General features: G+C 45.3%; 34 protein-coding genes. 20 read left to right on the top strand and 14 right to left on the bottom strand.

Annotated features, from left to right (window positions below):
- Positions 1 to 358: 358 nt before the first annotated feature.
- The 8 genes from QUB26_RS16205 to QUB26_RS16170 all read left to right on the top strand — a co-directional run bounded on the left by QUB26_RS16205 (position 359) and on the right by QUB26_RS16170 (position 5,043).
- A complete protein-coding gene (locus QUB26_RS16205; protein ID WP_333318797.1) occupies positions 359 to 673 on the top strand; it encodes a hypothetical protein in 315 nt (104 codons plus the stop codon).
- Between the two features lie 129 nt (positions 674 to 802).
- On the top strand, positions 803 to 1,132 hold the full coding sequence (locus tag QUB26_RS16200) for a hypothetical protein (protein WP_333293089.1): 330 nt from the start codon (positions 803 to 805) through the stop codon (positions 1,130 to 1,132).
- Positions 1,133 to 1,603: 471 nt separating this feature from the next.
- Positions 1,604 to 2,131, top strand: a complete 528-nt coding sequence (locus QUB26_RS16195; protein ID WP_333293091.1) for a hypothetical protein — start codon at positions 1,604 to 1,606, stop codon at positions 2,129 to 2,131.
- A 2-nt stretch (positions 2,132 to 2,133) separates the two neighbouring features.
- A complete protein-coding gene (locus tag QUB26_RS16190) occupies positions 2,134 to 2,313 on the top strand; it encodes a hypothetical protein (RefSeq protein WP_333293093.1) in 180 nt (59 codons plus the stop codon).
- Positions 2,314 to 2,315: 2 nt separating this feature from the next.
- The gene (locus tag QUB26_RS16185; protein WP_333318795.1) at positions 2,316 to 2,957 is read left to right on the top strand and encodes a hypothetical protein; all 642 of its coding nucleotides are present in this window, start codon (positions 2,316 to 2,318) and stop codon (positions 2,955 to 2,957) included.
- Complete coding sequence (locus QUB26_RS16180) at positions 2,957 to 3,382, top strand: hypothetical protein (protein ID WP_333318793.1); 426 nt, start codon at positions 2,957 to 2,959, stop codon at positions 3,380 to 3,382. Before QUB26_RS16185 ends, QUB26_RS16180 begins: the two co-directional genes overlap by 1 nt.
- Entirely contained in the window at positions 3,372 to 4,841 is a 1,470-nt protein-coding gene (locus QUB26_RS16175) for a hypothetical protein (protein ID WP_333318791.1), read from the top strand. The genes QUB26_RS16180 and QUB26_RS16175 overlap by 11 nt, the downstream gene beginning before the upstream one ends.
- 16 nt (positions 4,842 to 4,857) lie before the next feature.
- Complete coding sequence (locus QUB26_RS16170) at positions 4,858 to 5,043, top strand: hypothetical protein (protein WP_333318789.1); 186 nt, start codon at positions 4,858 to 4,860, stop codon at positions 5,041 to 5,043.
- A gap of 82 nt (positions 5,044 to 5,125) precedes the next feature.
- On the opposite strand, the gene QUB26_RS16165 is transcribed toward QUB26_RS16170, so the two are convergent.
- The 10 genes from QUB26_RS16165 to QUB26_RS16120 form a co-directional block, all read right to left on the bottom strand.
- The gene (locus tag QUB26_RS16165) at positions 5,126 to 6,448 is read right to left on the bottom strand and encodes a hypothetical protein (RefSeq protein ID WP_333318787.1); all 1,323 of its coding nucleotides are present in this window, start codon (positions 6,446 to 6,448) and stop codon (positions 5,126 to 5,128) included.
- Between the two features lie 41 nt (positions 6,449 to 6,489).
- Entirely contained in the window at positions 6,490 to 9,120 is a 2,631-nt protein-coding gene (locus QUB26_RS16160; protein WP_333318785.1) for a hypothetical protein, read from the bottom strand.
- A 1-nt stretch (position 9,121) separates the two neighbouring features.
- Complete coding sequence (locus QUB26_RS16155) at positions 9,122 to 9,931, bottom strand: hypothetical protein (RefSeq protein WP_333318783.1); 810 nt, start codon at positions 9,929 to 9,931, stop codon at positions 9,122 to 9,124.
- Between the two features lie 4 nt (positions 9,932 to 9,935).
- Positions 9,936 to 10,199: a hypothetical protein gene (locus QUB26_RS16150; RefSeq protein ID WP_333318782.1), complete on the bottom strand. Its 264-nt coding sequence runs from the start codon at positions 10,197 to 10,199 to the stop codon at positions 9,936 to 9,938.
- A gap of 350 nt (positions 10,200 to 10,549) precedes the next feature.
- Entirely contained in the window at positions 10,550 to 11,104 is a 555-nt protein-coding gene (locus QUB26_RS16145; RefSeq protein WP_333318780.1) for a hypothetical protein, read from the bottom strand.
- 15 nt (positions 11,105 to 11,119) lie between these two features.
- A complete protein-coding gene (locus tag QUB26_RS16140; RefSeq protein WP_333318778.1) occupies positions 11,120 to 11,860 on the bottom strand; it encodes a hypothetical protein in 741 nt (246 codons plus the stop codon).
- A gap of 12 nt (positions 11,861 to 11,872) precedes the next feature.
- Complete coding sequence (locus tag QUB26_RS16135) at positions 11,873 to 12,223, bottom strand: hypothetical protein (protein ID WP_333318776.1); 351 nt, start codon at positions 12,221 to 12,223, stop codon at positions 11,873 to 11,875.
- The gene (locus tag QUB26_RS16130) at positions 12,223 to 12,564 is read right to left on the bottom strand and encodes a hypothetical protein (protein WP_333318774.1); all 342 of its coding nucleotides are present in this window, start codon (positions 12,562 to 12,564) and stop codon (positions 12,223 to 12,225) included. The genes QUB26_RS16135 and QUB26_RS16130 overlap by 1 nt, the downstream gene beginning before the upstream one ends.
- The gene (locus QUB26_RS16125) at positions 12,564 to 12,899 is read right to left on the bottom strand and encodes a hypothetical protein (protein ID WP_333318772.1); all 336 of its coding nucleotides are present in this window, start codon (positions 12,897 to 12,899) and stop codon (positions 12,564 to 12,566) included. Before QUB26_RS16125 ends, QUB26_RS16130 begins: the two co-directional genes overlap by 1 nt.
- Before the next feature lie 293 nt (positions 12,900 to 13,192).
- Complete coding sequence (locus QUB26_RS16120; protein WP_333318770.1) at positions 13,193 to 13,324, bottom strand: hypothetical protein; 132 nt, start codon at positions 13,322 to 13,324, stop codon at positions 13,193 to 13,195.
- 208 nt (positions 13,325 to 13,532) lie between these two features.
- Between QUB26_RS16120 and QUB26_RS16115 the strand changes: the two genes are divergently transcribed.
- The 10 genes from QUB26_RS16115 (at position 13,533) to QUB26_RS16070 (ending at position 17,732) form a co-directional block, all read left to right on the top strand.
- Positions 13,533 to 13,862 carry a hypothetical protein gene (locus QUB26_RS16115; RefSeq protein ID WP_333318768.1) on the top strand — a complete coding sequence of 110 codons (330 nt, stop codon included), beginning with the start codon at positions 13,533 to 13,535 and terminating at the stop codon, positions 13,860 to 13,862.
- A gap of 2 nt (positions 13,863 to 13,864) precedes the next feature.
- Positions 13,865 to 14,764 carry a hypothetical protein gene (locus QUB26_RS16110; protein WP_333318766.1) on the top strand — a complete coding sequence of 300 codons (900 nt, stop codon included), beginning with the start codon at positions 13,865 to 13,867 and terminating at the stop codon, positions 14,762 to 14,764.
- A 5-nt stretch (positions 14,765 to 14,769) separates the two neighbouring features.
- A complete protein-coding gene (locus QUB26_RS16105; RefSeq protein ID WP_333318764.1) occupies positions 14,770 to 15,084 on the top strand; it encodes a hypothetical protein in 315 nt (104 codons plus the stop codon).
- The gene (locus QUB26_RS16100; protein WP_333318762.1) at positions 15,081 to 15,335 is read left to right on the top strand and encodes a hypothetical protein; all 255 of its coding nucleotides are present in this window, start codon (positions 15,081 to 15,083) and stop codon (positions 15,333 to 15,335) included. The genes QUB26_RS16105 and QUB26_RS16100 overlap by 4 nt, the downstream gene beginning before the upstream one ends.
- Entirely contained in the window at positions 15,325 to 15,744 is a 420-nt protein-coding gene (locus QUB26_RS16095; RefSeq protein WP_333318760.1) for a hypothetical protein, read from the top strand. Before QUB26_RS16100 ends, QUB26_RS16095 begins: the two co-directional genes overlap by 11 nt.
- Entirely contained in the window at positions 15,744 to 16,082 is a 339-nt protein-coding gene (locus tag QUB26_RS16090; protein WP_333318758.1) for a hypothetical protein, read from the top strand. Before QUB26_RS16095 ends, QUB26_RS16090 begins: the two co-directional genes overlap by 1 nt.
- Positions 16,076 to 16,444: a hypothetical protein gene (locus tag QUB26_RS16085; protein ID WP_333318755.1), complete on the top strand. Its 369-nt coding sequence runs from the start codon at positions 16,076 to 16,078 to the stop codon at positions 16,442 to 16,444. The genes QUB26_RS16090 and QUB26_RS16085 overlap by 7 nt, the downstream gene beginning before the upstream one ends.
- Positions 16,441 to 16,737, top strand: a complete 297-nt coding sequence (locus QUB26_RS16080; protein WP_333318753.1) for a hypothetical protein — start codon at positions 16,441 to 16,443, stop codon at positions 16,735 to 16,737. The genes QUB26_RS16085 and QUB26_RS16080 overlap by 4 nt, the downstream gene beginning before the upstream one ends.
- 193 nt (positions 16,738 to 16,930) lie before the next feature.
- Complete coding sequence (locus QUB26_RS16075) at positions 16,931 to 17,143, top strand: hypothetical protein (protein WP_333318751.1); 213 nt, start codon at positions 16,931 to 16,933, stop codon at positions 17,141 to 17,143.
- Positions 17,144 to 17,150: 7 nt separating this feature from the next.
- Positions 17,151 to 17,732 carry a hypothetical protein gene (locus tag QUB26_RS16070; RefSeq protein ID WP_333318749.1) on the top strand — a complete coding sequence of 194 codons (582 nt, stop codon included), beginning with the start codon at positions 17,151 to 17,153 and terminating at the stop codon, positions 17,730 to 17,732.
- Positions 17,733 to 17,791: 59 nt separating this feature from the next.
- On the opposite strand, the gene QUB26_RS16065 is transcribed toward QUB26_RS16070, so the two are convergent.
- The 4 genes from QUB26_RS16065 to QUB26_RS16050 form a co-directional block, all read right to left on the bottom strand.
- Entirely contained in the window at positions 17,792 to 18,316 is a 525-nt protein-coding gene (locus tag QUB26_RS16065; RefSeq protein WP_333318747.1) for a polynucleotide kinase, read from the bottom strand.
- Positions 18,313 to 18,597, bottom strand: a complete 285-nt coding sequence (locus QUB26_RS16060) for a hypothetical protein (RefSeq protein WP_333318745.1) — start codon at positions 18,595 to 18,597, stop codon at positions 18,313 to 18,315. Before QUB26_RS16060 ends, QUB26_RS16065 begins: the two co-directional genes overlap by 4 nt.
- A gap of 312 nt (positions 18,598 to 18,909) precedes the next feature.
- Entirely contained in the window at positions 18,910 to 21,495 is a 2,586-nt protein-coding gene (gene priA, locus QUB26_RS16055; protein ID WP_333318742.1) for a primosomal protein N', read from the bottom strand.
- Positions 21,496 to 21,574: 79 nt separating this feature from the next.
- Complete coding sequence (locus QUB26_RS16050; RefSeq protein WP_333242793.1) at positions 21,575 to 22,645, bottom strand: ATP-binding protein; 1,071 nt, start codon at positions 22,643 to 22,645, stop codon at positions 21,575 to 21,577.
- Between the two features lie 334 nt (positions 22,646 to 22,979).
- Here QUB26_RS16050 and QUB26_RS16045 point away from each other — a divergent pair, with 334 nt between their 5' ends.
- Both QUB26_RS16045 and QUB26_RS16040 read left to right on the top strand, forming a co-directional pair.
- Positions 22,980 to 23,270, top strand: coding sequence for a hypothetical protein (locus tag QUB26_RS16045; RefSeq protein ID WP_333291602.1), 291 nt, complete (start codon positions 22,980 to 22,982; stop codon positions 23,268 to 23,270).
- Entirely contained in the window at positions 23,260 to 24,204 is a 945-nt protein-coding gene (locus QUB26_RS16040) for a fused MFS/spermidine synthase (protein ID WP_333242799.1), read from the top strand. Before QUB26_RS16045 ends, QUB26_RS16040 begins: the two co-directional genes overlap by 11 nt.
- Positions 24,205 to 24,345 lie beyond the last annotated feature (141 nt).

Below are 24,345 nucleotides of genomic sequence, written 5' to 3'. Positions count from 1 at the left end.
CTCCTCGATGTCCGGATTTTTTCGAGAGCTATGACGAGTACCCCGACCTAGACTGCCGAAAACTCGCCACTAAGCGCTACCTACGGCTGATTTGCTCTGCCGATTATCGATCAAAAACCTTCATGGATGACGACCCCGATCGGGAGGGGATGCCCTCGCCGGACAATAACTTGCCACTGCCAGCCAATGTGATGACGATCGGGCGACGAATTACTCCATCGCTTCGGATTAAAATTCTCCGAGCTTTAGAGGTGTTTCCTACTAAGGGGCAAATTAGGGTTTACCAGTTATTTTATGACGTTAAGTCCTGTGGTTTCAGGTACAACACAAAGGCAAATATTTGGGAGTTTAGATCCGAATGCAAGAACTCACGCCGGAGCAGGTGTTAGCAATCCGCGAGTATTTCTGCGAGCCTGATTGCAATCAACCTCACGGTGAAGTTGTGGCAACGCAGTTGTTGTCCGCGATGATCGGAGCGGGCAAATACGAACTCGAAGAATACCCTAGGCTCGCCGAAGCGGCCATCAAGCTGACGGCTATTTTGGTAGTCCACTTTCACAACGAATTAAAGCGTGGTGAGGTGGAAGAATCGCAATCCCCAAAGTCTCCAGAGTCAGAAAAAGATTCTACGAATTTTAACTCTGAGGCTGACTACGACCCCATCCCTTTCTAGTTTTTGATGGCGGCACCTGCCTTAGTGGTGCGCGATCCGGGCTGACGGGTGTTTCTCCCCATTTATCTGTTGTGGCGATCGTGTTTGTTCGCAAGGGCGATCGCTCATTTTTTGAGGAATTGATTAAAGATGATTACCGAAGATACTCGCATTGACTACGAACGGATTGGTGAAATTGACGAGCCGTCAGTATCTAGCGCTCTCTCAGCGCTTTTTGGTGCTGAATTTTGTGAAGCGAATTTAGACCAAAAGTTGGCATTACTAGAAGCCGTTGCCTACAGCTTGCGTGAAGGCGGCTCGTTTCGCGAAAACTTAATGGGTGTAGTCGGTTGTGGTCCGGATATGCCGGAAGTCCTCACGTCTGCTGCTATTCAGACGAATGAGGGGCTTAAACTGCTGGCTGTGTTGCAGGTGGCGATTGTCGAAGGATATTCGATCGCTAGATTTACCAAGAATTAGAAATTAAAATGCTCCTGCGTTGCGGAAACAACCAGGAGCCGATCACCTTACTTAAACCAGGCAGGCGATATGCAGAATATATCACATAAATCGTTAGATCCGAAAACTTTTCGACAGTTGACTCAATGGTCTGTGTATAAAATCTCCCGCGAAACAGAGATACCGCTGCACAGTCTCTACAATTACTTGAAAGCAGAAAGCGACCCTAAATATAGGGAGCCTAAGCCATATATAAAGAGGCTCCTGGGTGAGATATACTCACGGTTACACCCTAATTAAATTGTTGCAGCCCTCTCCCTTGTGGAGGGGGCTTTTTTGTGCGAGTTTGAATCGATTCAAATCGATTTTGGTCGGTGACTAATCGTTGGTCAGTGGCTAGTACCTTTCCTGTTGAATCCCTTTTAATATTGGGTTATCGATTTAAATCGATTTGAATCGATTTGAATCGATTCCATACAACCAGAGGACTAAATGGAAGCTGAAACCGACTATGTTGTTGATATTGACTGCGAGCGAATCGATTGTACTGAATTAGAATCGATTGATTGGTATTCCGCCGCGCAAATTCAACGCCTTTTGGATTTGAACAAGCCAGCTTTACAGAGGGCGATCGCCAAGCTGACCAGCATTTACTCCTTAGATATTAAGATTTTGCGACGTGGGGGAGCTCGTGCCACTGAATACTCCCACGTCGCTGTAGATGCCATCAAACTTTTGAATGCTCAGAAGTTTGCTGAGCTTCGTAAGTTAGTGGATAAGGTGTCAGAGCCTTCTCCCGTGACATCGGCGATCGTGTTTGTCGATCTGCACAACCAGATAGCCTCTACAGCAGCGGTGGCGGCTGACACCAATTTGACTCAAATTTCTGCTTTGAAATCCGGGTTGTTGAACAATTACAGGGAATTGGGGCGGGCCCTCGGAAAGCAGGCAGCCGCCGAAGTCCAACTCGGTTTCACTGAGGAAGTGGCGGCTGGTATCAAGAAGCTTCAGGAGTCTTAAACATGGCTTATTACAAGGTCAAAATCTTGCGCTGTTACAATACCCCGAAAATCCTGATCGTGACAGCCAAAAACTCTCAGCAAGCTGTTCGCGTAGCTGCCACGGATTTGAGGGCGGAAGGTGTCACAGATGCTCGCGGCATTGAGGTGATCGGTCAAGTCAAAAATTTAAGAGGGGATTGATTATGTTGTCGAGAGTTGTTCAGCAAAATCCGCTAGCGCAAAGAGTGGGGCAGTTCTTTAACCAAACCTATTCTAAATTTGGTGTTTTGTCAGATGATGACGTTAGGGATAGTTCATTGTATGCAAAAGAAGCCAAGGAGCAAGTTAAAAAGTCCAAGATTTTCGCCAAGAATTTGGCAATAATTGAGGACTGCCAGAAGGAGATAGAAGAGTTAGCACTTGAAGCTCTAAAGCATGGTTTTAAGACGAACGAAGCAATTGTCAAATTTGTTGCAAACGGACTGCGGGCTGCGGGTAAGCACGAGGCTGCACTCGTTTATGAGCAAGCCAGCTTTAATCTGGACTTGAATGTAATTAAGGCTGAAAGTATCTCGAAAATCGGTTTGAAAACTGTAGAAACGCAGTCAGAGCTTGCGTTGATTCTCCGAAAATATGGGATTCAGTCGAAAGCAGTTGCTGCGAAATATACAGAACTTGGTACTTCTTACGAGCAGCAAGTTTCTTTATCTGCCAGCTTGGATAAGCAGTTGGCAATTCAAGCCTCCCAAAAAGAAGCGTACTGGAAGGGTGAACCCGTCGGCCGTGCATCCGCTGTTGTACCTAAAATAGGTGGATTTTTTAGTGGTTTATTTGGGAGAAAATAATGGATACATTGATGCCGATCTACTCTTCTCAAACTTTCGATTTCAATGATATGGGGTACAATCCCCCGGCGCAATCTCAAAAAAAAGGTCGTGAGATTTTTAGTGATTTATCCGTTGATGGCGCGAGGGCTGGATTGATTTGTAGTAGCGCTCTTGCAGTGACACTTTTGGGGCGTTTGATTCCAGGCCTGGGACTGGGTTCTATTCTCCTGAGATTTGTAGCTGTTGCCTATTGCTGCGATCGTCCCGATCTGACGTGGGTTGATGCCGTCGCCGTGGTTATCGGTTCAATTTGTGGTGACTGGGATATTGTTCTGCCAATCCTTCAAATCTTGAGTGAATTTATTTCCGCTGCCACAGTGCCTCTGAGCATCGGGGTGATCGCAATCTTTGCTCTTTTTCTGGCGGTAAAATATGCGAATTAAGCTGCTACTACTGTTAGCGCTTGGTGTCGTAGGGTTGGGCGTCGGTATCGGCACCCAGCCCGTTGATACTCAGTGTGTCTTGTCGGGCGATCGTGTTCGACCCTGTTGGCTGGTCGGCAACGAAAAAGTTTTAGATCGGCAACAAGGCGCGGGAGTTTTGCGGCTGGTCGGTGCGATCGTTGGGGCCGGAGCTTTTGCTACGGCGCTGCACTTCGCAGGCGAAGATAAGGAAGAGCAAGCTTGGATAGTGGCTGTTAAATCAATTTGGGAGGCTGCGCGATTAAAAGGTGAGCAACTACAAGCCGCTGCTTATTTGCAGTTTGTAACTGACGAAATCCAGACTAAGGTTGACTTGAACAAGGCGACACTGCTCACACAAACCCGCACTATTTTTACTGACAAATTCGCATTGGATTTGCCAGCCCTTCCCCACGCAAGTCCAGGAACACTAGATGAAATTGCCAAGCAAGGCAAAGTAGAGGAATCGGATTCTTCTGCCCCTTCTCTCTCTGATTCCGCTCGTTGGGTTGAAATTTTTGATTCCCAAACGGCGTTAGCATGGGGGAATCAAGGTGGTGGCAAAAGCTGGTTCTTGAGGTTGTTGGCGCAGCGCAAAAAAGAGCAAGGATATCGGGTGATAGTGCTAGACCCCGATAGTAACCGCTCTGAGTGGAGGGGTTTAGAGAGTTATCACCTTTGGGATGAAATAGAGCGTGAAATTCGCCGATATCTAAAGGAGTTGAAAGTGAGATATACGGAGTTCGCTAAATCCGATACTCCTGAAGATGAATGGAGAAAGAATTTATGGAGGGACAATAAAGCTATTGCATTAATTTGTGATGAATGCACGACTTATGGCGATTTTATCAAAGACGAGGAGCTTTTAAAAGAATTCGCCAGACTTGCCGTTACTAAGTCGCGTAAGCAAGAAATGCCTGTAACCTTTGCTGCTCACAACAATACTCAGTCTTGTCTATTTGGCATTTCAGGGTTGAGTAATTTAGTCCAAAAAATGTTACAAGTTGAATTTTTGGCTGATGTTGATTTGAATAAATCGAGCCAGCCGAAAGCTTCTGGCAAAGCACGGATAAAGCTTGATTCGTCGCGAGAATGGCGCGAGGTTCTTGTTCCGTTTGTGGATTCAAAGGTGGTGGATTTCAGGGTGGAGACTCCACCAGTGTCTAGCGATTCTCCACCATCTCTCCCCCAGTCATTCCACCAGTTAGAGTCTTTACTGCACCTTGATTCCACCGATTTCGATCCTATCCCCGCAGGGTGGCAGTTTCCCGATCCGATGGCTCCACTTTTACCCGAAGTGCGAGCTGTGATTATAGCTTGCAAGCGAAAGGGTATGTCTCAAAATTCTGCTATTCAAGCAATCTGGGGAATAGTAAAATCTGGCAGTGATAAGCGATACGAAGCAGCTCGTTTTCAATATCAGCAGGTTGTTGTAAAATAAGTATTTACCGGAAAATATGAAAACACAAACTCAAAAAGTGCTGGATAAATTTTGTCCGCAATGTGGTTCGCAAGATGTTAAGTATGATGAGGATTTTGGATTTTACAAGTGCTTACACTGCGAGCATTGTTGGGGGTACGATGAAGATGATCCGGATTATGAAGAAGTAGATGGCGGTTCAGGTAGTGAAGATTTGAATTGATAGCGTACTTGATGATAGTCTGAGCGAGGTATTTACAGTATCTCGCTTTTTTGATCGCGAAACCCGACCGTTCGATTACGAATTAATCTATTGCCAAAACTTGATCGATATCGTAGCGTGTAGGTATTCCCGCTGCAATTTGTGGCTGATCTAATCCGATCTGAGAAACGCCATAAACGATTAGCCCAAAAGTTGCGTAGACGGGGTTCCCCGAATAGGGGTAAGCAGAAACAGGAAACGTCTTGGGTCGCAAGGTATAGAATTCCTGTGGAATATTAGCTAGGGTTACATAGAATGTATCTGGTGGTATCGTTATGTAAATTTCCCCTTGAATCTGGAGCAGAGTTCCAGATCGGCGAATTTTTAAATTAGCATTCTCTACTAGCATCTCAAGAAAGTTCCAACTCCCCCAAAAAACACCTGTACTTGCTAGAATTGCACTAGCAATTTTTGAGTCAACTTCAGTATCTCGTGCTATTGTTGCGGGGATATCCTCATCTGTTAATGCTCGCCCTTGCACTTCAATAATGGCATTCGCAGATTGATCAAAGATTTGCTCTACAGATTGATAATCTATCCAGGTATCACGGCCACTGGTTCCTGTGGTTTTCCGAATATCAATCCCCGCTCCCACCATTCGAGGAGATAAAGGCAGTTTTTGGGATGTACTTAATACTTGAATTCCGTTGATTGTGAAAATTGCAATTCCATTACTTACTGCAATTTGCAGTTCCAACCATTGATTAGCAACGACAGGAGTAGCTGTGATGATTATGGCTAAATCCCCATTTGTTCGAGTGTGGCATTGCCAGTTAGCCGAACTGGCATCGTAAACAAAGCAGCAAGCATCAATCCCGATCGTGCTCCCTGACGACTGAAAACCCACCTCGACCACAAAATCATTAGTTACATCCCTAAGTACAGGGATTTTGATAATCCCAACATAAGTGATAGGCCCATCATCTAGAATAATCCCCGAAGCGTTGTTGCCCATTCCTGTTGAGGAAACTGCAAATCCGTTAGAATTTGAGCCTGTTGACAGGTTCAGGATTCCAGGTCGATCAACTTCCGCTCGAATAAATCCAAATCCCCCGTTACTAAAGCTGGCTGGAAAATTTCCATTCCCTGCTGTGGCTAGATAGTGGGATTCGATGAAGAAATTCGATCGAAATCTGGAGCGCAGCGCACCCTCGATCGCCGATATTGAAATCGTGGCCGCGATGCCCGTCCCTCCCCCGGTGCCTAGATACCTTGCATCCGCTTCTGATTGAGTGAGGTATTGATCATGAGGATTTGGATGCTCTACGTGTGCAGCATCCGCTGCTTGGAATTCGCTGTCGCGGGCGATTTCATCGGGAATCGTACCCGTGTTGTTATTGGGGTTTAGACTTATTAATTCACCCATCAAATTAATGCTCCTTCATTGATAAATAATTTTCAAGATAATCAGCAACCTCCGATTGGAGGAACAAAACATTGAACAACTTCTGCCAACCCTTCCGCGTTTAATTGTGCGATCGCAGCTCGAACACACCTCACCGATCGCACTGCCGGATCAAGCTTAACTCCACCCCCTTTAGTGAAGCGCTTTTTGCCTGTAGCTGTACTCAATAAAGCGATAAGATCGAGAATACGATCGGCTTCATCCTCGTCCACACATCGCATCCCCGATTTGATTTTTGAATTACCCCACAACAATCGCCCATAAATATTTCCTTTGATATAACTCAGATTCTCGAAATCTCGGCACCATTCCAAATCCTCACGGGGGTTAGGAATTTGAGTGTGCCACAAACTCCCTGTTTGCGTGGGGTAATTTTCGCCCCAAGTTAACACCAACTGGCGCGGCACATCAAATTCTGCAAATTCATCGCCCGGTTGCACAGGTACGCAAATAGGAGTTTCACAAGCCTTGGCATAAGTTAATTTTGTTATTTCGGTTAAAGCGTTGATTTGACTAGATAAACCCAGTGAACCGTCGCCACTGTAAAGCAGAACCTGTGTGTTTCCTTCACAATCCAAGAAGTTTATCTGACCCAGAATATCTTCATCTTCACAAACTTCTGCCAATATTTTAGTGCTAACTTTTGTCAATTCGCCAATTTGATTGCTCAACCCAATCAAGCCGGGGCCAGAATATCCGTAATTAGTGATACTACCATCGCATACATAGGTGCCTCCACCAAAAATATCCGGGAACGAGAAAGCTGGCACTTCTAAGTCACAGACTTCACTAAGTATTTTTTTATTGAAATCCAAAACTCTATCTAACTGACTTTGTAAGCCTAATAACCCGACGCCGGAGTAATTATAATTACCGAAAGTCTCATCACAGACAAATGTACCTCCACCTTGAATCAGAGGGAATTCGATTTCGTTATCACAAACCTTTTTGAGCATCATTTTACTGATACCCAATATAATATTCTGCTGTTGGTGAAGCCCCTTTAACCCCTCTCCAGCATAAGAGTAAGGAATAGTAGCACCATCACACTCGATCATTCCGTCGCTCTTGAATTCAGGAAAGCGATCGTCATCATCTTTCTTTTTCTTCTTCAATTTATCTTGAATATCTTTGCAGCATTTAGCTAAATCCTCTGCTGTTTTTTGCAAAGCTCGAATTTCTATATCGACTGCCGTTAAGTCCGCTGTAGCCGTAATAGTTTGCGGAATTTCTGCCAAGACTGTTTGAGTGAGCGGAATTTGTGCAGCAGCAGCCATGCCTAGGGGGATTTGTGCGGTTGCCGCCATCCCCACGGGTATCTGCGCGGCAGCGGCCATACCTAGCGGGATTTGTGCAGCAGCAGCCATGCCTAGGGGGATTTGTGCGGTTGCCGCCATCCCCACGGGTATCTGCGCGGCAGCGGCCATACCTAGCGGGATTTGTGCAGCAGCGGCCATACTCATCGGAATTTGGGCGGCTACTCCCATACCTTGAGGAATCTGAATTCCTGTTTTCAAGGTAAGCCCGCTGACAGCTTTGCCGATGCCGTCCAAAGCGGTGCCAAGTAAAGTGAGGAGTAGGAATATCGGTGCTACGAATTCCGCTACCGTTTCGCTCGTAGTGCGGGGGTTCTTCGCCGAAACTTCAATGCTTGTCGCTGTCAGATTTGCGATCGGAGTGAGAATCTCTACCATCCCCTCAAGAATTGGTTTGATGATATCGGGGAAAGTTTCAGGAATAGCTGTAATCGCTTCCATAATTGGATCGATCATTTTAGAAATCCCCTGAAGCAAAGGCGTAAAATCAAGCTGAAACTCTTGTAAATTCAGCTTTATTTGCTGAATGTCTACATCTAACTTTTTGAGAAAATCAACAATTGGGGTAAGTAAATTTACCCCGCCAGTTTGTACCTGATCCAGTAAAGAGGGAGTTGTTAAAGTTTTTGTTTGGGTGTTGAGAGGTGAAAGGGTAATTGTTCCCGTGCCGGGATTAGCTTCAAAATCGATCGCCCCTCTGGGTTGAGGGTTGGGAATTGGTTTCGGCTTGAAAGGGGCCGGCGCTGGCGCCGGTTTCGGTGCGGGTGCTGGCGCTGGTGCCGGCTTCGGCGAATATGGCTCTTCAAAATCGAAAATAGGTGCAAATGGATCTTCTCTGCCAATAATGGGCGATCGCACTTCAGGCTGTGTTTGAGCCTGCGGTTTTGTCTGGGGCGCGGCGCTGACTGGTTTTGCCGGTTCGCTGTAAGGCTGGATAGGTTTCCCCCCCACCATGTCGGAACCGACGCCCGCTGGTCGCGCCAAAATCCCTTCTAAACCTAAAAACGCCGCGGTAGCAGCGAGCAGAGGGCCTGCGCCAGCAACGGCGCTAGCAATGGGGGCAACTTTAGATCCAATATTTGCGCCAAGCCTGGAAGCGGCGGCAGCTCTCGAAGATAGAGGAGCTGCATTTTTTAAGTTGGTCGGAACGTTGTTAACGACCTGAACTCTTGGCCCCCCAGAATAGGGGCTGGTTGTGGGTGCGCTGAGCTTCCCGCCCGGACTCATATCTACCCCTAATTTAGGGGTAACAGTTGCCTCGGCGACGGTCGCGGTAACTGTGATAGGTTGAGCTTGAAAATTCAGCGCCGTGGCCATATCAACCCCCTGCTTTTAAGCCATTCCAAAGGTTGGCTTCGAGTTCGTTGAGTCGGTCAATTATTGGCTGTAGGTTCATATTGAAGTTCATCCCTTGCAGCATTTTGTTTATTTCTCTCAAGGCTTCGATTGTTCGGCGATCGATGTGTTCTCTCGTTGCCTCGTGTTGTTTCAATTCGGCGATCGTATTTTCTGCCATTATCGTAGCGATCGTGTTGCAGTCACAGCAAGACATATTTTTAGGGGGTGGGGGTGGGGGAGCGGCAGTGCCTAGGTAAAGCCTGGGGTTTAAACTGGTGTCAGGAAATCTAAATTCACAACTCTCTCCTCCTAGTGGGACAGTGTAAAAAGATTCAAAAACAATCTCGTATCCGTCAGTGTTGTCCCAGCTTGCATAGCCATAAAAAGATGAGCCGAATACACTATGGACTACTGAAGAATAAGCGGTTATCTTTTTGTCATGACCATACTTACTATTCACACTAAAACCGACAACTCCGTCTACAGTAGTATAAACGCCAGCACGATAGATGGGGTAGCCTATTGAAATTGTATAAAAAATTTTACCTTGATACATTACTTGAGTGTATAAAGGTATATCCCCTCCCTCAAATATGGCAGCAATTCCATTTGGCCCCCAAAGAATTCGTTTTCCATAAAGTATGTAACTACAGTTATCACTTATAGGAAAAGAAGGCGGAACTGATACTGGGTTGGGAAGTCCGAGTGAATTTTTGCCCGTGCTAGTGGGATTTAAATTATTGGTTTGATATCTTCCTAATGAATTCTGCTGCCAGTCAGACCATGACATATAATTAACCACCCCAGCCTTGCCGAATCATCCCAGTGAATACCTTAAAATTATTGTCGTTTAAATAAACAATTAAATCCATATCAGGACTATCAAAAGATGGTCGTACAACCCCATAATCCCGCTCAAATCCTTTCTCTTTCCCTAGCTGTAAATTGTTTAATTCATTGATTAAGTCATTGTTGACATTTTGGCTGTAGCGTATAGAATCTATACCAGTGGGGGGGTTCCACACCCCAAAATTGTAATTGCCACCAATATTGCTCATGCTTTATTTACCACTGTTAGTTTGACCAATGCTGAACCTTCGCTGCAAATTACAGACAAAGGGCGACTAGCTTGAGATGTATTTTCATATAGATACCGCAGTAACAAAGGAAACGAAGAATTGGATAGTGTGGCGTTGGTGCCGTGCCGTATCCACAATAGTGCGAGGGGATTAGAAAAATCAAGAACATAAAGTCGAATGAGTTTTCTATCTAGATTGATTGATGATAATAAATTCATAGATGACGTACTAACCGTTATTTCATTGGTTATGTCATCGCCTAAAACTTCGTCTGTGACATTTTTGTAATTTAAATTACTATAACAGTGGTTGACTATTCGAGCCATCGGCTAGACCACGTAATTGTAAATAACATCATCTGAGCCTTGTAAAAAGCTTGAACTTTCATTGGCAAAACCACTGATAACAATCCGGTCGTTTTGCTGGTTTTCACCTGAATTTACTTGCAGAATTCCATAGCCTCGGTCAACAACTTCTGCAAAGATTTGCCAGCCAAATTGAATTCCGTATATTTGTAAATCACTGAAGAATTCTGAAACACCCGTAAGAAAGCATGGCTTGATATTGTAAATATCGACAATTCCTATTTCAAAGTTTTCGTTTGCAGGACTTTTCAAATAAACCATTAACCCTTTTTTGGGAGCCGATCGAAAAAAAGCGTTTTTTTGTTCCTTTTGGGCGAGGGTGTCAGTGGGCAAGATAACTGGTGCGTGAGTTTCAGGTATTGAATCCAAAAAAGCACAAACCCTGATTCGCGCCATGCCGCCGTTGTAATTTACAGGGGTTCCCAATACCGAGGCTGTACTGGGAGTGTACAGATTTGCACTTTGTGGGTTACTCGTGGCTGAAATTCTCCCAGCAATTTGCCTGGTTCTGTCCGGCATCAATATCGCCATAAATTAATATCTGCGAGTGCCAGAAAAAGCAGTGCGATCGCCAACAACAGAGGTAGATGCTGAGGTCATCCCGCCACCATAAGCAGCAGTTCGCGAACTTGACGAACCGGATGAAGTGACGCCACTAAACATTTTGCCGGCTTGTTGAGTGAGGTTTTGAGCGCCCTGTCTCATAACCTGTGGGGCTTGATTTATAACCTCTCGGCCAGCCTGACTTGCTTGCTCCTGAAGGCCTTTCAAAGTTTTGTTATCCTTACCATACAAATTTTGGGCTGTTTGCCCCGCCAGTTTGTTGGCGGCCGTACTCAAATCCCTCATGAATCCTTGAGTTGCCTCTGCTGCCGCTTCCTCTCCCGGTCTTACTAAAGTTTCTATCGCTTGCCTTTTTCCTTCTTGCAGTTCGGCATTTGCCAGTTCCATTGTTTCAGCCCACGATTGACCGGGAGCCCATTGTTCCCAAGTATTCGGATCTTGAATTGTGGGGATATACCCCGGAGGGTAAGCTTTGCCAGTTTTCGGATCGAGAATAATGGGCTGGCCTGATTCCACAACGGCATAAATTGTCGTGTGGCCGAATTGCTGCCCAAGGGGATAAATGTTCCCATTCATCCCGCCCGGTTGTCCTCCGAAACCCTGCATCCCCGGTTGCTGCATAGTGGCAAAATTTCCTTGCCCTAACTGCGTTGCCTGCTGCTGATTGTAAATAGGTGTTGTCTGAGGCTGGTTGGTAAAAACTGCTGCCATGGATTACGCTCCTTAGATTAGATTGGGATTGGGATATTCTTGTCCACGGGGTATGAGCATCCTCAACGTGAAAAGATATTGATCAAAGGGTTTTTGTATCCCGTCCGAGACTACGGTAACAATAGACGATTCCGGGGGGAATATGAATAATTGAGAGTCTTGGCTGGTATCTTGTTCCTCAATGATTTTCATTAGCAATGCGGAAAAAATACTTTCAGAAGTATTTTCGCCTTGTGGGATTAAGCCAATAAAAGCGGGTGGCGTTTTCTTGCTTACCAAGTCCGCTTTTAATATGGTAATAGTTGTCGCATCCTGTGTGGCGCCAGGGCCAAAAAATGCAGTCAGAGGTCTATCTATTGCCATTATATTAGATTGGGATTAGGGAGTGTAGAGATTGAATCATCTTGCCAGATTTCGATTTCGCTGGTATATCTCCTTTGCCATTTATTGAATCGAAATTCTAAGCTTTGCTCGAATGGCTTGAGGATAAATTGAGAATCGGTGCTGGCATCTTGATTCCTTAACCAGCGTAAGATGAGCGCTAACGCTGTTTGCTCGGTTCGGTTTACTGTCGTGGGGGTGAAATCATAGGTAGGCGTAAGTCCCGTTGGCGCCACCAAGTCGTTTTTTAGGATGATGATTTGAGTATCATCCTGTGTCGCACCAACTCCGAAAAAACTGGTAAATAAAGGCTCGCTTGGCATTAAATCATCACCGCCTCAGAAACTTGGAGGGAAGAAGTTCCAGATGCCGTGATGGCAGCTATTGCACCTAGATATCTAGGAGAGTTGTTGAAATCCTCTTTCCAGTAAAATCCCGGAGGGATAACAAAATCGTAGAGGGTGCTTGTCACCACAGCGCCTTCGCGAATGAAAACAGGCGTAGTGCCAATATTGTAAATGCCAAACACAGCTCTATTGGCATTTGCAGCTAAAGCAACACCAACAGTATTTGTAACGCTAACCGTGGTTGTAGTCTTGGGGCCTCTAATATCTTCGGCAATGTTGATACTAGAACTTGGATTTAGGTCATAAAGCATATTTAGTTACTTGCAGGAGAATCAGTTATGTACAATTTTTTCTTGAAACTTACTGCACATAATTCTTTATTTCTGAGCATCCTCAAAACTTGAGATTCGCTCAAAAAATATTTAAGGCAATAGGTTCTGAGCGAAATACAAGACGGTGGATCTACTTGTGTCCCGGCAGTTGAATAAAATGTGCCGGGATAGGTTTTAGATTTTGTCTTGTTTTTTTTGCTCATCTATAAAAGATAAAAAAAATACCCGCTGATTCCTCAACAGGTAACAAACATTTATATTTTTAGAAATATTTATTTATTTAAATATTTCTTTAAAGCCTCATCGAGCTGCTGCCAAAGGGTAGTTTTTTCGTCTAGTGCTCGCTGCTTCAAGGCATGATAAAGGTCGTTGGATACTTTTAGCGTCACCGAAGAAAATGCCATGTTCTCCTACCTGTAAGAAATAAATATTTAAATAATTATGGCATATTTACTTTTTTGGTGGCAACTCGCGAAAGCCTTGCACTAAATTGCTCGTCGAGTGCTTTTGCCTTTAAACCCGACGAGTGACTTTTGATACGTTTTCGGTACGTTTCCGGGCGGTTACGGCTAAGTTAAAAAGGTCAGCAATTCACTAAATACAGCAAAGAAAATGCAAGTAGCACCGGCCGAAATTTTTACCGGATACACGTCCGATGGCGTCAATCTCACCATCCCTTTAGCCGCCCTCCCTGGACTTACGGCGGCAGAAGCCGATCCAACAACCGGTAATGTGATGGAGGTTTCTCGTCAGATTGTCGATCGATTGCATTCAGGGATAACAGCTTTGGCTCCCGAGGCTAAACCAACAAAGGCGACAGTTACCAAGCCAAATCCGTCGATCGCGACTGGAGTAGGTGTCACGCCAGGTACATTGCGTCAAGGGTACTCTTTGACCTTTGACCTGACTCCGACTGCACTTGAATTAGCTAGTGAGGCATAAGGATGGCCAGACCTGAAGGCATTACATTTCGCGGCAGTAACTACCTCCCCGATTGGGGTGCCCCCGACCAAGAATTTAAGTACAAGTACACTTTCAGAATCCCAGACGGAACGACTGATGCAATGATAAATGCGATCATTGCTGCGGTAGGTGGGTCTGTCATCAACACCAAGGGAGTACCCTGTGAGGATACAGAGGGTCACGCTTGGACGCCTCGCAAACTCAAATTTTGGTTCGAGGCAGGGAAGACTGTTTCCATCCCCGTGCCGAACAAAACAAACCTGGTTGCGGCATCGAATGCTATTGCAACCCAATTAAATCAGATTGCTCCTGTAATTTGTGTCTCCTTAGAAGGGGAAACTTGGAATAATATTATTGATGTAATTGATCCAAGCTCGAGCTTACTAGCACCAGTCGCGCTTCCGATTACAGATACGCCTGCAGGCGCAAAAGAAATGTCATACACAGGGAGTATGACTTACGAAACAGATGGCACTACGGAAATGAGAGCCAAAAGTTTTAAAATGGCTACAAATCTCCCTGATAATGCGCCTTACGCTGCATATGCGTCTGCCATTAATGAATGTCTTATTTCGGGAGGCCCCTTAAATACTTCAGAGGCTAGATGTCCTGGTTTTCGTCAGATTACCTTTGATCACCGCCGCTTTCGCGTGGTGATGCTTCAAAATCGTAGAGTTGTTTCTTCCAGTGATGCGAATCAGGCGACATCGGAAACAACTGTCGCTAAGTCAGCGATGCTTGTTCCAATGAGTAGTCGAGATCCTGCATTGATCCGAGCGTGTGGACTAGCGCTGCGGGCAGTTCCGCACACTATGTGCTTAGGGTATCGAGGGGAATGGGATAAAAGATTCAGCTCTAAGAATTCTGGAGCTTTACCTTAGCTATAATGTTATGGCGGACTGATTACATTACGGATGCAGGCAAGATTTTTTACTTTGTTTCTCTGGTAGTTACGGAGGAATTATTCTTGCCTACCATCTTCGTAAGTAGCGCTATCAAAGGTACAGGATTCTGTTCTTTGCCGCCGACCGTTACCCCAAGGCACGCTACTCTCTGGGATGCCACGGGAAGGGAATATACAATCGAGTATCCTTTCCAGCCTACTACTCCACAATGGATAGAATTTTGGCGGGAAATCAAAGCGAATCCCTTGATAATTAGTAGTCGGGGGATGGGTGAAACAATTAAAGGATTAAAATGAGATACATCATTGTGAAAGTTGAAGCGAAAGATGATGGCACACTTTCTTTTTGGGGAGCTCACCGACTCATCCAACAAGGTAGCAAAAAATCGATCCAGTGGATAGATGTCAAAACAGCCACTAGCAATACAATCGACCCAGAACAGTGCGACTTTGTATCTTTTGAAGACAGAGAAGATGCTGATAACGTTGTAGAAGAACTCGCGTCAGAATTGGAGAACGTCGCTGTTTTTGAAATAGATGCCGACTAGCGAGGCGAAGCTAAGAATTCTCAGGACTATTCGAGGCAAGGATTTAAAGATTCGGTACACTCAGGATAATCTTAACGAGGTATTAATTAATCAGCGCCAATTTTACGATGAAGATGGGCGGATTCTTTCGCCCATAACTCCTAAGTTGCTAGAGCGTCTGATTATTGGAGAGAATAGCCCTATTGTTGCCCGAATAAGTAGGATTGAACCACGAACGGCAAAAGCTTGTTTTACTTCTGCGGTCAATGTATCGGGCGAAAGTAACTTCACTGTAATCATTCCCTATTCTCCCGGCGACTTTGCCCACAACGAACATATCCGGGAGATTACAGACTTCATCTCTTCTAGTCCGAATCTCAGTCCTCCATCTCCGATCAGTGTAAGTTACCAAGGTGAAAGCCAAACTTAATGCCTCCAATTATCACGACGGTTTTCGATGCCGAAGTTTTGCCTGTAACCCCAACTTCTACTCTGTGGTTCTCTAATTGTCAATTTTTGGCTTTTCAGTCGAACCTAGTCGGCGAATATGTGGCAACAGGGGAATTTTTGGAAGTAGCAGTAGCGTTATTTGTTGAAATCAGTCCGGGGCCGATTGGTGTCGTTGAGCGGGTTGTTAAAGATTGGCAAGATACAATCGACACGATTCATTTGATTGCTTTGCCATCTTACAATGATTGTTTTCCAATGAGATTACAAATAAATCCTTCGACGGGCTTTCATGCCCGGATTTTAGCTATATCATGCTAGTTCCTGATGTTGTAACTGATATGGGTAAAGTATCTTTAACTTACCCGACAATGGTAGATTTCAACCTGCAAATGAATTTCAATCCTATTATTGAAAGGTTTCGGCTGCGGGGGAGCTTTTGCCTCTTACACTGGCAAGCAAAACCATTCGGTGAGCGTCGATGGGGAATTTACGACGCCGGAGCCGATTTCTATACCAGTCTTGAATATCGTGTATTGCAATTGAATGTAATTCCTCAGTTGCTTCAGGTTGACGAGACTGTTGTTAAGTCTGTCCCAACGGCCGTGCTTTACTTTCCTCGCAGCGAGCTTATTAAAAAGGGTCACTATTCTATTATTCCAATTGGTCTTCTGCTGTTATGACTACTAAGGATTTACTTGAAATCATTTTCGTGGTTATTAGTATCGGCGGTGCCACTGCAACGGGAGGATTTACCCTTGCTACTTTACGGGCAGAAGCGCGAATAGATAGAGTTTTGGCACAGATTGATGATTGGCACACTTTCGCGGTAAAAGCGAAGCAAAATATAAATCACAATTTAGTCGAGATAGGCTTGCTCAAGACAGATGTTCGCGATATTAAAAGGGTTCTCGATATGCGCCGAGCGCCCTCTTTTCCCGAAGAAAATAAACCTCCTCGCACTGATTTCACTTAAACCAATCCATGCTCGATCAATGGTCATATCGCTTTTCTGTAATGTGTTTTGCCTTGGGATTCCTCTTTCTAATTGGATTGTACGGCGTGGCCTCTGCTAATGGAAAAGATACCGGAAACTTAGGGAATATCGTTTTGGGTGTGGGAGGCTTTTTAAGCGGATTATTGGTCGTACCCAAGCGCGAGTAAGTCTTATGCCCTATTTTCAGGCTTGCGAATTACTGTTATCTAAAGAGTCTACTGTAGAAGAATTGCTGGAAGCTCACGAAGATATTGCCTGTCAGTATGGCCACATTACTTGTACCGCTGCTCTCGGATTGCGAGAAGATGTCGAGCCAGATTTAATCCGGTTAGTAATGATTCTCGAAGCTATTAAAGTGAAGATTGTAGAAAAGTTCAACCAATAAAAAATCTATGCTTGACAAAATTGCTAGCGACAAAATTCTCAAATACTGCCAGTCTAAGGGTTATCCCATCAATACATTCAATATCATTTATATCGAAGGTATCGACATTGACGGGCGGTTAAACACTGACACCCCTAACCAGTTTAATGATGTAAGGGCTGTTTTTAATAACGCCAAGTGTCTGGATTGTTGGGCTGCGACCTGCGAACCAGGTGCGTGGTACACCGACTATCCGATGAATCCGGCCGGCGCTTTTCGTATTGCTTTTGGCTGCTATCGAAATGCGTGGGAAATCGGGATTCACGGTAATTCAGATCCACACGAATCTTTGATTCAAATCGGGGAAGTGCAGGGCTGGAGAGATTTTAATAAAGACATGATCCGCACGGGCGATCGTCTGATCAGCGGCTATTTTGGGATAAACCAGCATTGGGGCTACGATATGCCCCCCAATGATATCGGCCAGGCGTCGGCTGGGTGTTTGGTGGGCCGTAGTCGCCACGGTCATCGTGAATTTATGCAGTTGTGTAGGGATTCAGGGCAGCGATATTTCGATACGATCGTTGTGCCTGGGAATGAGATTTTTTAAACAGAAAAGTGTCCGAAATTTCGGACACTTTTCTATTTGGTCTTTCGGTTGCGTCCCGGTCAGTTGAAAAAATCAGATGCCCATTTAAACGAGATATTTGCAGCCAAAGCCGCGCCCTCATCTTCGGGGCGATCGCCTACATAAAGTATTTCCTCAAAATTATAGAAACTCGCAGCCAGCGATAACATCCCTGGACTAGGTTTACGGAATTGCCCTGCAATTTGCAGTTCCATTGTTTCCCACGAATTTTGGTTATAGAGGATTTGACATTCTTCGCCACAATCACCCCAAACTCTCCAGCACTCATTGCCCTCGAAATCTGGGCAAAAATACGCTTCTTTAATTTCCGAGAAAAGCTGAAGGCAGAATTTCATTTCTAGGATGCAGTTCGCGAGAGATTTGTGATTGGATGCCACTCCTCCTTGATTGCTACAGATTGCCATATTCCAGCCATCGGCGGCATATCTTTTTAAGGTGGCAGAGACTCCGGGAAGCGGCGCTTGATCCCACGGGTCGCTTACGAATTTAGCGCCAGATTTGGGAGAGATCAGCGTTCCGTCTTTATCGAGTAATAGTAAATTCATTTTCCTTCGCACTGTTTCAAGTGGTGCCAAACTGAAGTGTCAGAGAGACCGACTATTTCTCCGATCTCTTTGTAAGTCAGGTTTTGCGATCGCAGTTGTGATATAGTTTGTCGCACTTCTTTTAATTCCTCTGGCGTATAGTAGCCTGCGAACCGGCGGGTTTGTACGCCGAGTTTTTTGAGCTTTTTAGATATGGCTTGACTGGTGCAGTCGAAATATCCTGCAATTTCTTCGCAGGATTTTCCTTCCTCGTAAAGTTGAATTATTTTTTGATCGTCCATATTTTCTCTTGTTTCAATCCCTGATACAGGTTTAGCCTCCTCGATGTAATAGTGCAAGTCTAGTGCAGATTCTTTTTTTGATTGTACAAGCCTTGTCTGGTGGACTTTTGATTGGCAAGTCAGAGGTCTGCAAAACCTCCACCCCCAGTTCAAATCTGGGTGCCGCCTTTTTTAATTTGTGTGAAATGTGGCTAAGATGCCGTTTGGGCGATCGAGAAGGTTCCCTCATAGAAAAAATATTTTATTTTAGCATAAAATTATTTTGCAAGAGGTCTAATATACAAAAACCAGCCCCCACCCAACCAATAACCCTCAACCAAAATTCAACGGATCGACATCAATAGTTAAACTAACAGAACGCGGCGTGCGTGAAGCGAAGCTATCCCGAAGGGAATCGCGCAACCCGATCAAATCCGACAAATCCACCGACTCATCCAAAGGCAACTTCAGCAAAATCTGCCACCGATACCGATTTGCCACCCGCATAATCGCCGCAGGTGCAGGCCCCAACAACTCACATCCCGGTACAGACAATCGCTCAATATACTCCTGACAAACAGACGCCAATTGTACCGCCGTCACCGCAACTTCCGCCGCATCTGCACTGCTCAATCGCAACAATACAAGCCGCCCCGAAGGTGGATAATTCAGCGCCGCTCTTTCGGCTAATTCTGTTTCCACAAAACCCGCATATTCGTGCCGCCTAACTGCTTGAATAACCCGGTGTTCGGGAGTGTAAGTTTGAATAATTACCCGCCCCGGATCGTCGCCTCTGCCCGCACGGCCCGCGACTTGAGTTAATGTTTGAAAAGCTCGTTCGCTGGCCCGATAATCAGATAAGTTCAGCAACCCGTCAGCAGACACAACTCCCACCAATGTTACTCCCGCTAAATCTAACCCTTTCGTCAGCATTTGCGTACCCAACAAAATGTCAGCTTCCCCGTTAGCAAATTGCGTTAACAATCTGCGGTGGTCGCCCTTATTTTTAGTCGTATCGCTGTCAAACCGAATTGCCCGCAATTCTGGAAACAATCTCGTTAATTCCTGTTCGACTCGCTGAGTGCCACTACCAAAGTTTTTGAAGTAAGGAGAACTGCATTCCGGGCAATTTTGGGGGTGTCGTTCCGTGTGGTTGCAGTAGTGACACCGCAACACTTCTGCTGTTCCTTCGCCGACGTGGTGATAAGACAGGGAAACATCGCAATTCGGGCATTCCATCACATAGCCGCAACTCCGACAAGAGACAAAGGTACTGTGTCCTCTTCTGTGAATAAATAAAATACCTTGCTGTTGTCTTGCTTGCAATTCTTCCAGGGCATTTTGCAGGGAAGCGCTGAAAATTGAGCGGTTTCCTTGGCGCAATTCTTGGCGCATATCGACTATTTCCACAGGCGGCATCGGGCGGGAATAAATGCGATCGGGCAATGATAAATAATGGATATTTGGTAACGAGTAATAATCTCGGCGCGTCCCGACAAAAGTCTCTAAAGCTGGCGTTGCCGAACCTAAAATTAAGGGACAATTTTCTAATTCGGCGCGCCATTTGGCAACGGTGCGGGCGTGGTAGCAGGGGGCTGGTTGGTCTTGTTTGAAGCTGCTATCGTGTTCTTCATCGAGGATAATTAAGCCGAGGTGAGGTAAAGGTGCGAAAATGGCCGATCGCGTGCCGATGACAATTTGCGGGGTTCCAGTCAGCATCTGACGCCATGTATCGTAACGTTCGCCGTCGGATAGGGCGCTGTGGTACACGCAAATTTGCTCGCCAAAACGGGCGCGGAATCTGTCTGTAAGTTGCGGTGTGAGGCCGATTTCGGGAACGAGTACGAGGGCGGATTTGCCGTTGGCTAAGATGGGGGCGATCGCCTGCAAATACACTTCGGTTTTCCCGGAACCTGTAACGCCGTGCAGCAGCACTTGACGAAATCCCGAAAAAGAGTTAATAAACGCTAAGGCTTGAGCTTGAAAATGAGTTAAAGTTTTGGGTGCATCGGGCAATTGAGAAATTCCGCGATCGCCCCTGAGAACTTCCCTTTGATCGATGACAACGCTACCTTTTTGTTCCAAATTTTTGACAACAGAAGAACTCGCGCTGCAAATTCTCAGCAAATCGTTCATCCACATTTCACCACCGCCGCGCCGCAAAACTTCCAATACTTCTTGTTGCCGCTTGGTTAAATCTGTGACAAATGCACTAGCAATTAATGTCACTGCCGGTTTGAGTTGTGGTTTGGGAGGATTGGGAGGTTCTAAATAACTTTCTACCCAACCGCGTTTCAATAAATCTTTCAATCCCCGATAACTTCCCTTGACTTGTCGCTGGAGGTATTGCCAAGTGTAATCGCCGTTTTTTTGAGCTTGCAGCAATTGCAAAATTTGACTTGCTGCCGGATTGAGAAATGTTTCGGCATTCGGAGAAATTGCGTCCTTAATTAAGCGAATTCGGCGCACGGAACGGCTTAATAAACCGGGCGGCAGGGAGGCTCTAATTACTTGAATTAAAGGTGTGCAATAATAGGTGGCAGTGCGATCGAGCAATTCCCAGTAAGTCGGTGGGAAAAAACCCGCACTGACAACATCTTCGACATCTTTAACCCTTGTGGGATCTAAGTCTGGCGGCAGTTGAGAAATGAACCGAATCGCGATCGCCCCTACCTGTTGACTGCCAAAGGGTACACTCAAAATATCCCCCGGTTGCACGGTAAGTTCCGCAGGTAAACGATAGGTAAATAACTTATTTTCCTCCCCAGGCGAATCCCCCGCAACCCTGTAAGGAGAGTCCACCAATACCTCGATCCACTCTGCTTGCACGGTGGGGCGCTGTGGCGGTTCGCTGCTGCCGTAGGATGCCCCGGCTTCTGCCGCTATAGGGGTTGACAAACCAAAAGTGACAGTAGACATAGGGTTGCACATCAAACTAGGAGGAGCCGCGGTCAAAGGGAGTTTTCATTATCCCTCAGTTTAGCTCGATCGATCGATCTTAGCTGCGGGAATTGGCGATCGGAATCTCGATCGCCAATTCAGTCCCTTCTCCAATTGCGGAGATGCACTCTAACCTCCCGCCGTGTTTGTCCACAACAATCTGATAGCTAATTGACAATCCCAAACCCGTCCCGTGCCCAACTGGTTTGGTGGTGAAAAAGGGATCGAAAATTTTCGCTTTTACAGATTCATTCATTCCCAGACCATTATCTTTGATGCTAATTCTTGCCCAATTTTCTGAAATAATAGAAGTAGTAATGGTCATCTGGATAGGGTTGGCTTCGATCTCGTCCACTGAAGATTTTTGCTCTCGCTCCCGCAGGGCATCAACAGCATTATTAATGATGTTCATAAACACCTGATTTAATTGCCCAGCATAACACTCTACCTTGGGCAAATCTCCATAAATTTTAATAAACTTTATAGCGGAATGACCGGGTTTTTCTTTGGTTAGGTGCTGCAAAATTAACAATGTGCTGTCAATTCCTTCGTGAATGTTAACTGGTTTTTTTTCAGCTTCATCTACCCGCGCAAAGTTGCGTAAAGTCAGCACTATTTCGCGGATGCGCTCGGAGCCAATTTTCATTGACGAAAGAGTTTTTAACAAATCTTCGCGCAGAAAGTTGAGGTCAATTTTTTCCAGAAATTCTTCAATCTCTGCATCTGTTTCGGGATACCGATCCTGGTACATTGCGAGCAATTTTAAAATATCGCCTGCGTAGTCATTGACATAGGTAATATTGCCGTAGATGAAGTTAACAGGATTGTTGATTTCGTGGGCAATACCAGCTACCAAAATGCCCAAAGCCGACATTTTTTCGGCTTCAATCAATTTAATCTGCGTTGTTTGCTGGTTTAAGAGAGCTTTTTCTAGTGTAGATATTCTTGCTTTTAAAATTTTTTCGGAATCTCTAAATTCCTCAGTGAGTATTTTTAGCAAAGATTCTTTTTTTTTATTAAAGGCTTCTAATTGGCTGCGTTCAGTTTCCGACTTTTCGAGTTTTTTCCGCAAAATTAGATTTTCCTTTTCCAGTTTGTTGATTATTTTTTCCCAGTCTGTTGGTTCCATAGGCTATTATTTTGAAAATAAAAATAGTGTAACAGCGTTTTTATTAGACAATTTACTCGTAACCTTTAATTAGTTATAAAATAGTCGCACATAGACTCTGCATTATTGTCAAAATAATTCAAAATGTCATTGTTGTGGTGGATTTAAAAATTTTATCTAAGATACATTCAAAATGTCAAGTTATTAATAACAAATATGGTTAAAACCGATCGCTACTTTTATTCTCCGCTCTCGCATTTGCCGGGTTTTCATCCGATTATTGATAAATAAGCAGGCCGATCGCAAACTTATCAAGGCGGGCACAGCGCGAAAAATTGCCCCATTCAGACAACCTTTGTACAAAACCCGCCCCCAATGCAAAGGGGAAATATTAAATGTGAGTGCGATCGACTCCGGGGCGACGGGAAAAGTGATCTCGACTGGGTGGGCGATCGCCCACAAGCAATCTCAAGTACCAAGGCGCTTCCGAGTTCCCAGAACGCAATCACACTATACCATTGCTGAAAAATCTCAATTTAATGTGTCGATCGTACTCACACACCCGCACCATTGTGTGATAAGAACTACTACTTGTGACAACATCGACACAGCAGTTTATATTTGGAGAGTAATTGATGTCAGGTAGCGAAGTTCGTGCAGACTTTTGGATGAGCGAGTACATTACCCCCTGGGATATTTACGTTCACGGCATCATCGCGGTGCTCGCTTACAAGAAAACAGCCTATCAAGAAATGTACGTGGTTCAGACCGGTACCTACGGCAAAGGCTTAGTTTTGGACGGTAAGTGGCAATCTTGTACAGGCGACGAGTTTCTGTACCACGAACCCCTAGTGCACCCAGCCATGATTTGTCACGGTTCACCCAAAAAAGTCCTGGTTCTCGGCGGCGGAGAAGGAGCTACAATTAGAGAAGTGCTGCGCTGGAAAACAGTTGAAAAAGTCGTGATGATCGACATTGACGGCGAAGTAGTAGAAGCTTGCCGCGAACACCTGCCCGAAATGCACCAAAACGCCTTTGATGACCCCCGCTGCGAAGTAGTAATCGGCGATGCTTTGGACTATTTAGATAAAACTGACAATGATTGGGATATTGTCATTTCTGACTTGTCCGATCCCATTGAAGAAGGCCCATCTTTCCAGTTGTTTACCAAGGAGTATTTTGAGAAAGTTCGCAGCGTAATGTCACCTAACGGATATTTCGTAGTGCAAGCGGGCCCCGTTTCTCCTGCAGAAATGAAAATGCACGCTCGCATTGTAAATACCCTGAAATCTGTTTTCTCCAACGTTCAATCCTGCACCAGCTTTATTTCTACTTATGGAGCTCCTTGGGGTTTTGCCGTAGCTTCTAATCAAGAAATAAATACGCGACCAGATCCCGAAGCTACTGACAAATTACTCGCCGAGAAAACAACTGGCGGGTTGCGGATGTTCGACGGAATTACATTGTTGGGGTTGATGCAAGTTCCCGGTCACTTACGCCAGGTAATTGCCGCTGAAACCGAAGTTTACACTATGGCAGCACCGCCTAAGTTTTTCGGGAAAGGCTCTGTCAGTCAGTGAAGTTAAATTGAAATCGAGGTTAAGTTCCTGTAGGGGCGGGTTCACCAACAATAATTGCCAAAAACCGACAATCTCAAAAACCCGCCCCCACCCAACTAATAGCCTGTATCAACCTTTATTTATAAAATACGGGAATAATGC

The organism is Microcoleus sp. B4-C1 (genome assembly GCF_036705285.1).
Lineage (GTDB): Bacteria > Cyanobacteriota > Cyanobacteriia > Cyanobacteriales > Microcoleaceae > Microcoleus.
Note: the sequence above shows the minus strand (reverse complement) of the source record. Positions and strands in the feature narration are given on the sequence as shown.

What these genes read in the sequence shown, in the direction of transcription:
- QUB26_RS16110 (WP_333318766.1), top strand. Translation starts at nt 13,865, where the DNA reads ATGGCCAGACCTGAAGGCATTACATTTCGCGGCAGTAACTACCTCCCC.
- QUB26_RS16130 (WP_333318774.1), bottom strand. Translation starts at nt 12,564, where the DNA reads ATGCCAAGCGAGCCTTTATTTACCAGTTTTTTCGGAGTTGGTGCGACA.
- QUB26_RS16150 (WP_333318782.1), bottom strand. Translation starts at nt 10,199, where the DNA reads ATGAGCAATATTGGTGGCAATTACAATTTTGGGGTGTGGAACCCCCCC.
- QUB26_RS16135 (WP_333318776.1), bottom strand. Translation starts at nt 12,223, where the DNA reads ATGGCAATAGATAGACCTCTGACTGCATTTTTTGGCCCTGGCGCCACA.
- QUB26_RS16070 (WP_333318749.1), top strand. Translation starts at nt 17,151, where the DNA reads ATGCTTGACAAAATTGCTAGCGACAAAATTCTCAAATACTGCCAGTCT.
- QUB26_RS16125 (WP_333318772.1), bottom strand. Translation starts at nt 12,899, where the DNA reads ATGCTTTATGACCTAAATCCAAGTTCTAGTATCAACATTGCCGAAGAT.
- QUB26_RS16065 (WP_333318747.1), bottom strand. Translation starts at nt 18,316, where the DNA reads ATGAATTTACTATTACTCGATAAAGACGGAACGCTGATCTCTCCCAAA.
- QUB26_RS16040 (WP_333242799.1), top strand. Translation starts at nt 23,260, where the DNA reads ATGTCAGGTAGCGAAGTTCGTGCAGACTTTTGGATGAGCGAGTACATT.
- QUB26_RS16090 (WP_333318758.1), top strand. Translation starts at nt 15,744, where the DNA reads ATGCCTCCAATTATCACGACGGTTTTCGATGCCGAAGTTTTGCCTGTA.
- QUB26_RS16050 (WP_333242793.1), bottom strand. Translation starts at nt 22,645, where the DNA reads ATGGAACCAACAGACTGGGAAAAAATAATCAACAAACTGGAAAAGGAA.
- QUB26_RS16200 (WP_333293089.1), top strand. Translation starts at nt 803, where the DNA reads ATGATTACCGAAGATACTCGCATTGACTACGAACGGATTGGTGAAATT.
- QUB26_RS16145 (WP_333318780.1), bottom strand. Translation starts at nt 11,104, where the DNA reads ATGCCGGACAGAACCAGGCAAATTGCTGGGAGAATTTCAGCCACGAGT.
- QUB26_RS16175 (WP_333318791.1), top strand. Translation starts at nt 3,372, where the DNA reads ATGCGAATTAAGCTGCTACTACTGTTAGCGCTTGGTGTCGTAGGGTTG.
- QUB26_RS16075 (WP_333318751.1), top strand. Translation starts at nt 16,931, where the DNA reads ATGCCCTATTTTCAGGCTTGCGAATTACTGTTATCTAAAGAGTCTACT.
- QUB26_RS16180 (WP_333318793.1), top strand. Translation starts at nt 2,957, where the DNA reads ATGGATACATTGATGCCGATCTACTCTTCTCAAACTTTCGATTTCAAT.
- QUB26_RS16195 (WP_333293091.1), top strand. Translation starts at nt 1,604, where the DNA reads ATGGAAGCTGAAACCGACTATGTTGTTGATATTGACTGCGAGCGAATC.
- QUB26_RS16165 (WP_333318787.1), bottom strand. Translation starts at nt 6,448, where the DNA reads ATGGGTGAATTAATAAGTCTAAACCCCAATAACAACACGGGTACGATT.
- QUB26_RS16085 (WP_333318755.1), top strand. Translation starts at nt 16,076, where the DNA reads ATGCTAGTTCCTGATGTTGTAACTGATATGGGTAAAGTATCTTTAACT.
- priA (WP_333318742.1), bottom strand. Translation starts at nt 21,495, where the DNA reads ATGTCTACTGTCACTTTTGGTTTGTCAACCCCTATAGCGGCAGAAGCC.
- QUB26_RS16160 (WP_333318785.1), bottom strand. Translation starts at nt 9,120, where the DNA reads ATGGCCACGGCGCTGAATTTTCAAGCTCAACCTATCACAGTTACCGCG.
- QUB26_RS16140 (WP_333318778.1), bottom strand. Translation starts at nt 11,860, where the DNA reads ATGGCAGCAGTTTTTACCAACCAGCCTCAGACAACACCTATTTACAAT.
- QUB26_RS16190 (WP_333293093.1), top strand. Translation starts at nt 2,134, where the DNA reads ATGGCTTATTACAAGGTCAAAATCTTGCGCTGTTACAATACCCCGAAA.
- QUB26_RS16060 (WP_333318745.1), bottom strand. Translation starts at nt 18,597, where the DNA reads ATGGACGATCAAAAAATAATTCAACTTTACGAGGAAGGAAAATCCTGC.
- QUB26_RS16080 (WP_333318753.1), top strand. Translation starts at nt 16,441, where the DNA reads ATGACTACTAAGGATTTACTTGAAATCATTTTCGTGGTTATTAGTATC.
- QUB26_RS16105 (WP_333318764.1), top strand. Translation starts at nt 14,770, where the DNA reads ATGTTATGGCGGACTGATTACATTACGGATGCAGGCAAGATTTTTTAC.
- QUB26_RS16095 (WP_333318760.1), top strand. Translation starts at nt 15,325, where the DNA reads ATGCCGACTAGCGAGGCGAAGCTAAGAATTCTCAGGACTATTCGAGGC.
- QUB26_RS16100 (WP_333318762.1), top strand. Translation starts at nt 15,081, where the DNA reads ATGAGATACATCATTGTGAAAGTTGAAGCGAAAGATGATGGCACACTT.
- QUB26_RS16120 (WP_333318770.1), bottom strand. Translation starts at nt 13,324, where the DNA reads ATGGCATTTTCTTCGGTGACGCTAAAAGTATCCAACGACCTTTATCAT.
- QUB26_RS16185 (WP_333318795.1), top strand. Translation starts at nt 2,316, where the DNA reads ATGTTGTCGAGAGTTGTTCAGCAAAATCCGCTAGCGCAAAGAGTGGGG.
- QUB26_RS16170 (WP_333318789.1), top strand. Translation starts at nt 4,858, where the DNA reads ATGAAAACACAAACTCAAAAAGTGCTGGATAAATTTTGTCCGCAATGT.
- QUB26_RS16155 (WP_333318783.1), bottom strand. Translation starts at nt 9,931, where the DNA reads ATGTCATGGTCTGACTGGCAGCAGAATTCATTAGGAAGATATCAAACC.
- QUB26_RS16205 (WP_333318797.1), top strand. Translation starts at nt 359, where the DNA reads ATGCAAGAACTCACGCCGGAGCAGGTGTTAGCAATCCGCGAGTATTTC.
- QUB26_RS16115 (WP_333318768.1), top strand. Translation starts at nt 13,533, where the DNA reads ATGCAAGTAGCACCGGCCGAAATTTTTACCGGATACACGTCCGATGGC.